Below are 8531 nucleotides of genomic sequence, written 5' to 3'. Positions count from 1 at the left end.
GCTCAAGGGCAGCAGCGCGGCGGCGGCGCCGCTGCGCGCGATATCGGGCAGCGGGGCGTTCATGCGGCGTCCTCGCCAAGGGTTTCCAGCGGCGGGAAGGGGGCCGGCAGCAGCGCCCAGGCGGCCGGGCCGGCGGCCATTTCGGCCTCGTCCAGCAGGCAGGCGTCCAGTTGCCGGCGCAGTTCGGCTTCGTTCATGGCGATGCCGATCAGCACCAGTTCCTGGCGCGCGTCGCCGATGCCGTCCAGCCAGTGGCTTTCGATCTGGCGCAGGCTGTCTTCGTCCTGCGGCCAGTGTTCGCGCGGGGTGGCGGCCCACCATTGGCCGGCCAGCTCGTGGCGGCACACCGCGCCGGCCTGCGACCACAGCTGGGCGTGGGCCGGGCGGCTGGCCAGCCAGAAATAGCCCTTGGAGCGCAGCACGCCCGGCCATTCCCGCTGCGCCAGTTCAAAGAAGCGCTGTGGGTGGAAGGGGCGGCGCGCGCGGTAGACGAAGCTGGCGATGCCGTATTCCTCGGTTTCCGGCGTGTGCTCGCCGCGCAGCTCGCCGAGCCAGCCGGGGGCGTCGGCGGCGGCGTCGAAGTCGAACAGGCCGGTGTCGAGCACCGCGTCCAGCGGCACCTGGCCGAAGCGGGCTTCGACGATGCGGGCGCGCGGATTGAGCTGGCGCAGGATGCCGGCCAGCCGCTCCTGGTCCGCGGTGTCGATCAGATCGGTCTTGTTGAGCACGATCACGTCGCAGAACTCCACTTGTTCGATCAACAGGTCCGCCACCGTGCGTTCGTCGGCCTCGCCCAGGGATTCGCCGCGTTGCCGCAGCTGATCGCGCGAGGCGTAGTCACGCAGGAAGTGACAGGCGTCCACCACGGTGACCATGGTGTCCAGCCGCGCGGAGTCGGCCAGGCTGCGGCCCTGCTCGTCGGCGAAGGTGAAGGTTTCCGCCACCGGCAGCGGCTCGGCGATGCCGGTGGATTCGATCACCAGTTGGTCGAAGCGCCCTTCATGCGCCAGCCGCGACACTTCCAGCAGCAGGTCTTCGCGCAGGGTGCAGCAGATGCAGCCATTGCTCATTTCCACCAGTTTTTCCTCGGTGCGCGACAGCGCGGCGCCGCCGTCGCGCACCAGGGCGGCGTCGATATTGACCTCGCTCATATCGTTGACGATCACCGCCACGCGGCGGCCTTCGCGGTTGTTGAGGATGTGGTTGAGCAAGGTGGTCTTGCCGGCGCCGAGGAAGCCGGACAGCACGGTGACCGGCAGTCTGGCGTCGGCGGGGGAGGCGGAGCTTGTCATCGCGAGGGGTCCAATTGAGTGATTGCGCTATGGGGAAGACAGCCGGCCCGGCCGTCATTTTTGTTATGTTATAACATTTTATTTTTCCGCGACAAGCGCTGGATGCGCGGGACTAGTTCTTTCTGGCTAGTCCTTCTCGCCAAAGTACTAACCGTGACTAGTGCCAATGCGCCGCCACGCGCCAACCTTCGGCGAATGTCGATGCTTGTCGCTAGGTTCTAAGCTTGCAATCAAGTGAAAAGGTCCGTTTCCCCCGGTGGCTGGAGCCACCGATCCGCGCGGCGCGGACCCCGATATTTGGAGGCAAGATGAGTCACTTTCTCGACCGTTTGAATTTCCTGGGCAAGACCCGCTCCACCTTTGCCAATGGTCATGGCGCCGTCGTCAACGAGGATCGCGGTTGGGAAAACGCCTACCGCCAACGCTGGCAGCACGACAAGGTGGTGCGTTCCACCCATGGCGTGAACTGCACCGGCTCCTGTAGCTGGAAGGTGTATGTGAAGAACGGCCTGATCACCTGGGAAACCCAGCAGACCGATTACCCGCGCACCCGGCCGGACCTGCCCAATCACGAACCGCGCGGCTGCCCGCGCGGCGCGTCCTATAGCTGGTACGTTTATTCCGCCCAGCGCGTCAAATACCCGATGATCCGCGGCCGGCTGGCCAAATTGTGGCGCGAGGCGCGCCAGACCCTGAGCCCGGTGGAAGCCTGGGAGCAGATCAGCCAGACGCCGGAATTGGCCAAGCAGTACAAGTCCAAGCGCGGCCAGGGCGGTTTCGTGCGCGCCAGCTGGGAAGAGGCCAATGAGATCGTGGCCGCCGCCAACGCCTTCACCATCAAGAAGTTCGGCCCGGACCGCGTGGTGGGCTTCTCGCCGATTCCGGCGATGTCCATGGTGTCCTACGCCGCCGGCAGCCGCTACCTCAGCCTGATCGGCGGCGTGCCGCTGTCCTTCTACGACTGGTATTGCGACTTGCCGCCGGCCAGCCCGCAGACCTGGGGCGAACAGACCGACGTGGCCGAGTCCGCCGACTGGTACAACTCTACTTATCTGATGGTGTGGGGCTCGAATGTGCCGATGACCCGCACCCCGGACGCCCACTTTTACACCGAGGTGCGCTACAAGGGCACCAAGACGGTGGCGGTGTCCAGCGACTTTGGCGAAATGGCCAAGTTCGGCGACATCTGGATGGCGCCCAAGCAGGGCACCGACGCCGCGCTGGCGATGGCGATGGGCCATGTGATCTTCAAGGAATTCCACCTCGATAATCCATCCGGCTACTTCACCGACTACATCCGCCGCTATACCGACATGCCGATGCTGGTGGCGCTGAAGCAAGACGGCGAGCGTTACATTCCGGACTACTTCCTGCGCGCCTCCCATCTGGCGGACAGTCTGGGCGAAGACAACAACCCGGACTGGAAAACCCTGCTGATCGACGAGGCCAGCGGCGACATCGTCGCGCCCAACGGCTCCATCGGCTTCCGCTGGGGTCAGGCCGAAGGCAAGACCGGCAAGTGGAACCTGGAGCAGAAGGATGGCGCCAGCGGCCGCGAAGTGTCCGGCAAGCTGTCGCTGATCAAAGAAAGCGACGCGGTGGTGGGCGTTGGCTTTCCTTACTTCGGCGCCGAGCACGATGAACTGCTGACTCGCAATGTGCCGGCCAAGCGCATCCGCCTGGCCGACGGCAGCGAAACCCTGGTGGCCACGGTATTCGACCTGATGGCGGCCAACTACGGCATAGACCGTGGCCTGGGCGGCGGCAATGTCGCCGTCGACTACATGGACGATGTGCCCTACACCCCGGCCTGGCAGCAAAAGCACACCGGCGTGAAGCCGGAACTGGTGATCCAGGTGGCGCGCGAGTTCGCGCAGAACGCCGATCAGACCCAGGGCAAGTCCATGGTCATCGTCGGCGCGGCGCTGAACCACTGGTACCACATGGACATGACCTACCGCGGCATCATCAATATGCTGATGCTGTGCGGCTGTATCGGCCAATCCGGCGGCGGCTGGTGCCACTATGTGGGCCAGGAAAAACTGCGTCCGCAAACCGGCTGGGCGCCGCTGGCCTTCGCCGGCGACTGGAACCGCCCGGCGCGGCAGATGAACGGCACCAGCTTCTTCTATGCCCATACCAGCCAGTGGCGGCATGAAAAACTGGGCGTCGGCGAAATCCTGGCGCCCACCGCCGACGGCCGCATGGCCGGCATGGCGCTGATCGACTACAACGCCAAGGCCGAGCGCATGGGCTGGCTGCCGTCCGCGCCGCAGTTGTCCGCCAACCCGCTGGAGGTGACCCGCGCCGCGGCCGCCGCCGGCCAGGACGCCGCCGCCTACGTGGTGGACGGCCTCAAGTCCGGCAAGCTGGACCTGGCCTGCAACGACCCGGACAACCCGCAGAACTTCCCGCGCAATATGTTTGTGTGGCGTTCCAACATCCTGGGCAGCTCCGGCAAGGGCCATGAATACTTCCTCAAATACCTGCTGGGCACCCAGAACGCGGTGCTGAATTCGGAAGACGACTGCATCAAGCCCACCGAAATCACCGTGCGCCCGGCGGCGGAAGGCAAGCTGGACCTGCTGGTGGTGCTGGACTTCCGCATGTCCACCACCTGCCTGTACGGCGATATCGTGCTGCCCACCGCCACCTGGTACGAGAAGGACGACCTCAACACCTCGGACATGCACCCCTTCATCCACCCGCTGTCCGAAGCGGTGCAACCCTTGTGGCAGTCGCGCACCGACTGGGAGATCTACAAGGGCTTCGCCAAGAAGCTGTCCGAGATCGGCAAGGACTACCTGGGCGTGCAGAAGGACCTGGTGCTGACCCCGCTGATGCACGACACCCCGGAAGAACTGGGCCAGCCCTTCGATCCCAAGGACTGGAAAAAAGGCGAGTGCGAGCCGGTGCCGGGCAAGACCATGCCCAAGATGACGGTGGTGGAGCGCGACTACGGCGCGATCTACGACAAGTTCACCACCATCGGCCCCTTGCTGGAAAAAGCCGGCAACGGCGGCAAGGGCATCAACTGGAAAACCGGCCATGAAGTGGACATCCTGCGCGGCCTGAACCAGGTGGCGAGCCAGGGTGCCGGCAAGGGCCAGCCCAAGCTGGAAACCGCTATCGACGCCGCCGAGATGATTCTGACGCTGGCGCCGGAAACCAACGGCCACGTGGCGGTGAAGGCCTGGGACGCGCTGTCCAAGATCACCGGCCGCGATCACACCCATCTGGCCAAGCCGCGCGAGCATGACAGCATCCGCTTCCGCGACGTGCAGGCGCAGCCGCGCAAGATCATTTCCTCGCCCACCTGGTCCGGCCTGGAAAGCGAAGAAGTCAGCTACAACGCCGGCTACACCAATGTGCACGAGCTGATCCCTTGGAGAACCATCACCGGCCGTCAGCAGTTCTACCAGGATCACCAATGGATGCGCGCCTTCGGCGAAGGCCTGTGCGTGTACAAGCCGGCGGTGGATCTGAAAACCACCCAGGCGGTGCTGGGCAAGCGCGGCAACGGCAATCACGAGCTGGTGCTGAACTTCCTGACCCCGCACCAGAAGTGGGGCATCCACAGCACCTATTCCGACAATCTGCGCATGCTGACCCTGAGCCGTGGCGGTCCGCACGTGTGGCTGTCCGAGGATGACGCCAAGAAGGCCGGCATCGTGGACAACGACTGGATCGAGGTGTTCAACGTCAATGGCACGCTGACCGCCCGCGCGGTGGTATCGCAGCGGGTGCCTCAGGGCATGACGCTGATGTACCACGCTCAGGAGAAGATCGTGAACGTGCCGGGCGCGGAAGTGTCCGGCAAGCGCGGCGGCATCCACAACTCGGTGACCCGCGCGGTGACCAAGCCCACCCACATGATTGGCGGTTACGCGCAACTGTCCTGGGGTTTCAATTACTACGGCACCGTGGGCGCCAACCGCGACGAATTCGTGGTGGTGCGCAAGATGAACAAGGTGGACTGGATGGATAGTCCGGCAGGAGATAAAGAATGAAAATCCGCGCTCAAATCGGCATGGTGCTGAACCTGGACAAGTGCATCGGCTGCCACACTTGTTCGGTCACCTGCAAGAACGTCTGGACCAGCCGCGACGGCGTCGAATACGCCTGGTTCAATAATGTGGAAACCAAGCCCGGCATCGGTTACCCCAAGGAATGGGAGAACCAGGAAAAATGGAAGGGCGGCTGGGTGCGCAAGCCCAACGGCAAGCTGGAGCCGCGTCAGGGCGGACGGCTGAAAATCCTGGGCAATATCTTCGCCAACCCCAATATGCCGGCGATAGACGATTACTACGAGCCGTTCACCTACGATTACGAACACCTGCAGAACGCGCCGGAAATGCAGACTCCGCCCACCGCGCGGCCGGTGTCGGTGCTGACCGGCAAGAAGATGGACAAGATCGAATGGGGCCCGAACTGGGAAGACGATCTGGGCGGCGAATTCTCCAAGCGCAGCAAGGACGCCTTGTTTGAAGGCATCCAGAAGGAAATGTACTCGGCCTTCGAGAACACCTTCATGATGTATCTGCCGCGCCTGTGCGAACACTGCCTGAACCCGGCCTGCGTCGCTTCCTGTCCGTCCGGCTCCATCTATAAGCGCGAAGACGACGGCATCGTGCTGATCGATCAGGACAAATGCCGCGGCTGGCGCATGTGCGTGTCCGGCTGCCCGTACAAGAAGATTTATTACAACTGGACCTCCGGCAAGGCCGAGAAGTGCACCTTCTGCTACCCGCGCATCGAGGGCGGCCAGCCGACCGTGTGCTCGGAAACCTGCGTCGGCCGCATCCGCTACCTGGGCGTGCTCTTGTACGACGCCGACAAGATAGACGAAGCCGCTGCGGTGGAAGATCCGAAGAGCCTGTACGAGGCGCAGCTGGGCGTGTTCCTGGATCCGAACGCGCCGGAGGTGATCGCCGAGGCGCAGAAGCAGGGCATTCCGCAAAGCTGGATCGACGCCGCGCAGCGCTCCCCGGTCTACAAGATGGCGATGGAGTGGAAAGTGGCTTTCCCGCTGCACCCGGAATACCGGACCCTACCCATGGTGTGGTACATCCCGCCGCTGTCGCCGATCCAGTCCGCGATGGAAAACGGCCTGATAGGCGAGAACGGCATCATTCCGGACGTCAAGGACTTGCGCATCCCCATCCAGTACCTGGCCAATCTGTTGACCGCGGGCAAGGAAGAGCCGGTGGTGAAGGCGCTGGAAACCATGGTCGCGATGCGGCGCTATATGCGCAAGAAGAGCGTGGAGAAGGTGTCGGACGCCGCCACTCTCAAGGGCACGCATCTGAACCCGGCCCAGGTGGAAGAGATGTACCAGGTGATGGCCATCGCCAATTACGAAGACCGCTTCGTGATTCCGTCCAGCCACAAGGAATTGGTGGAAAACACCTTCGAGGACAAGGCGTCCTGCGGCTTCACCTTCGGCAACGGCTGCTCCGGCGGCGAGTCCGAGGCCAGCCTGTTCGGCAAGAAGAAGGCGACCCCCATCGTGTTCCACGACATGCGGCGCGACCGCAAGTCCAATTCCGGTCAGTGAAGGAGAACGCCATGCGCATCTATCAGGCAATGTCGGCGCTGCTGTGCTACCCGGAGCCGGAACTGCTCGCGGCGGCGGACGACATCCGCGCCGAAGTGGCGGCCGAGCCGCGCGTCGCCCGGCTGCTGGAACCGCTGCTGCTGTCGCTGGAGGGCGAGGATCTGATCACCTTGCAAGAACGCTATGTGCAGACCTTCGACCGCAATCCCAGCCACTCGCTGCACCTGTTCGAGCATATCCACGGCGAGGACCGCGCCCGCGGCCAGGCCATGGTGGACCTGCTGGCCGAGTACCAGGCCCAGGGTTTCGAGCCGGCTGCGAACGAGCTGCCGGACTACCTGCCGCTGTTCCTGGAGTTCCTGGGGCAGTGCCAGCCGGAGGAGGCCACCCGCCTGCTTTCCGACGCGGTGCATGTGATCGCCCACGTCGCCGCCAAGCTGGCCGACAGCCATTCCCACTACGCCGGCGTGTTGCAGGGGCTGGTGCTGCTGTCGCCGGTGGCGCCGGAAGCGCTGACCGTGCCGCCGGTGCGCGACATGGACGAGATGCTGGAGACCTTCGGCCCCGGCGCGGACGGCGTGGAGCCGCTGCTGAAGCCGGCGCGGCCGGCCATCGCCCCGGTGAATTTTTACCCGCAGCGGCCGCAGGGCTGAATCCCGCTGCCAGGAGAGCAACATGAACTATCTGCACCAATTCGTATTCGGCATCTACCCCTACATCGCGCTGGCGGTGTTCCTGCTGGGCAGCCTGATCCGCTTCGACCGCGAGCAATACAGCTGGAAGAGCGAATCCTCGCAGCTGCTGTACCGCGGCCAGCTGCGGCTGGGCAACATCCTGTTCCACCTCGGCATCATCGGCCTGTTCTTCGGCCATCTGGTCGGCCTGCTGACCCCGCTGGCGGTATGGGGCGCGCTGGGTGTCAGCCACAGCTTCAAGCAAGTGTTCGCGATGACGGCCGGCGGCATCATGGGCGGCCTGTGCCTGATCGGCATCCTGATCCTGCTGCACCGTCGCTTTACCTGTGACCGGCTGGCGGCCAACACCACCTGGCGCGACAAGCTGGTGTTGCTGTGGATTCTGGCCACCTTGCTGCTGGGCCTCAGCACCATCGCGGTGTCGGCGCAGCATCTGGACGGCCACGAGATGGTGTTGCTGATGAGCTGGGCCCAGCACATCGTCACCCTGCGCGGCGACGCGGCCATCTTCATCGTCGAGGCCTCGCCGGTGTTCAAGGCGCACCTGTTCATGGGCATGAGCTTGTTCGTGATCTTCCCGTTCACCCGCCTGGTGCACGTGTGGAGCGGCTTCGGCGCGGTGAGCTATCTGGGCCGGGCCTGGCAGCTGGTGCGGCCGCGGGGCTGATCCCGCAGGATCGTTAAGGTTCGAATGAAAAATGGCGGAGCGCCTTGGGGTGCTCCGCCATTTTTCATGCCGTCCGGCTACATATAAATTCGAGAAGTTGTGTAGTACTAACAAGAGCGAACAATCCCTAACAATTCGATACAGCTGGCTGTCAACCAAACGGTTAATCTGGGCCATCTGTTCAAATTCGGGAGTTAGCCGCATGAAACGCGCACTTGTCATCATTTCGCTGAGCCTGGCCGGCCTGGCCTCCACCGCCCTGGCGGATACTTCCACCATCGTCGGCGGCGCGCTGGGCGGCGCGGCCGGCGCGGCGGTGG

The 8531-nt window shown here is 64.1% G+C and carries 5 protein-coding genes; 4 read left to right on the top strand and 1 reads right to left on the bottom strand.

Features of this window, described 5'->3' with window-relative positions; genetic code table 11:
- Positions 1-59: 59 nt before the first annotated feature.
- Positions 60-1292, bottom strand: coding sequence for a zinc metallochaperone GTPase ZigA (zigA, locus tag LQT98_RS10140; RefSeq protein ID WP_231462220.1), 1233 nt, complete (start codon positions 1290-1292; stop codon positions 60-62).
- A gap of 308 nt (positions 1293-1600) precedes the next feature.
- Between zigA and LQT98_RS10135 the strand changes: the two genes are divergently transcribed.
- From LQT98_RS10135 to narI, 4 genes are read left to right on the top strand one after another with little or no spacing between them, the layout of a single operon-like run.
- Complete coding sequence (locus LQT98_RS10135) at positions 1601-5302, top strand: nitrate reductase subunit alpha (protein ID WP_048409817.1); 3702 nt, start codon at positions 1601-1603, stop codon at positions 5300-5302.
- Positions 5299-6849, top strand: coding sequence for a nitrate reductase subunit beta (gene narH, locus LQT98_RS10130; protein ID WP_048409818.1), 1551 nt, complete (start codon positions 5299-5301; stop codon positions 6847-6849). Before LQT98_RS10135 ends, narH begins: the two co-directional genes overlap by 4 nt.
- 11 nt (positions 6850-6860) lie before the next feature.
- Complete coding sequence (gene narJ, locus LQT98_RS10125) at positions 6861-7502, top strand: nitrate reductase molybdenum cofactor assembly chaperone (RefSeq protein ID WP_048409819.1); 642 nt, start codon at positions 6861-6863, stop codon at positions 7500-7502.
- A gap of 22 nt (positions 7503-7524) precedes the next feature.
- Positions 7525-8211 (top strand): respiratory nitrate reductase subunit gamma, encoded by a 687-nt coding sequence (gene narI, locus LQT98_RS10120; protein WP_231462219.1) that lies wholly within the window; start codon positions 7525-7527, stop codon positions 8209-8211.
- The last annotated feature ends 320 nt before the right edge of the window (positions 8212-8531 follow it).

The organism is Chromobacterium aquaticum, assembly GCF_021129195.1.
Classification (GTDB): Bacteria; Pseudomonadota; Gammaproteobacteria; order Burkholderiales; family Chromobacteriaceae; genus Chromobacterium; species Chromobacterium aquaticum.
This window is presented reverse-complemented; position numbering and strand designations above follow the sequence as displayed.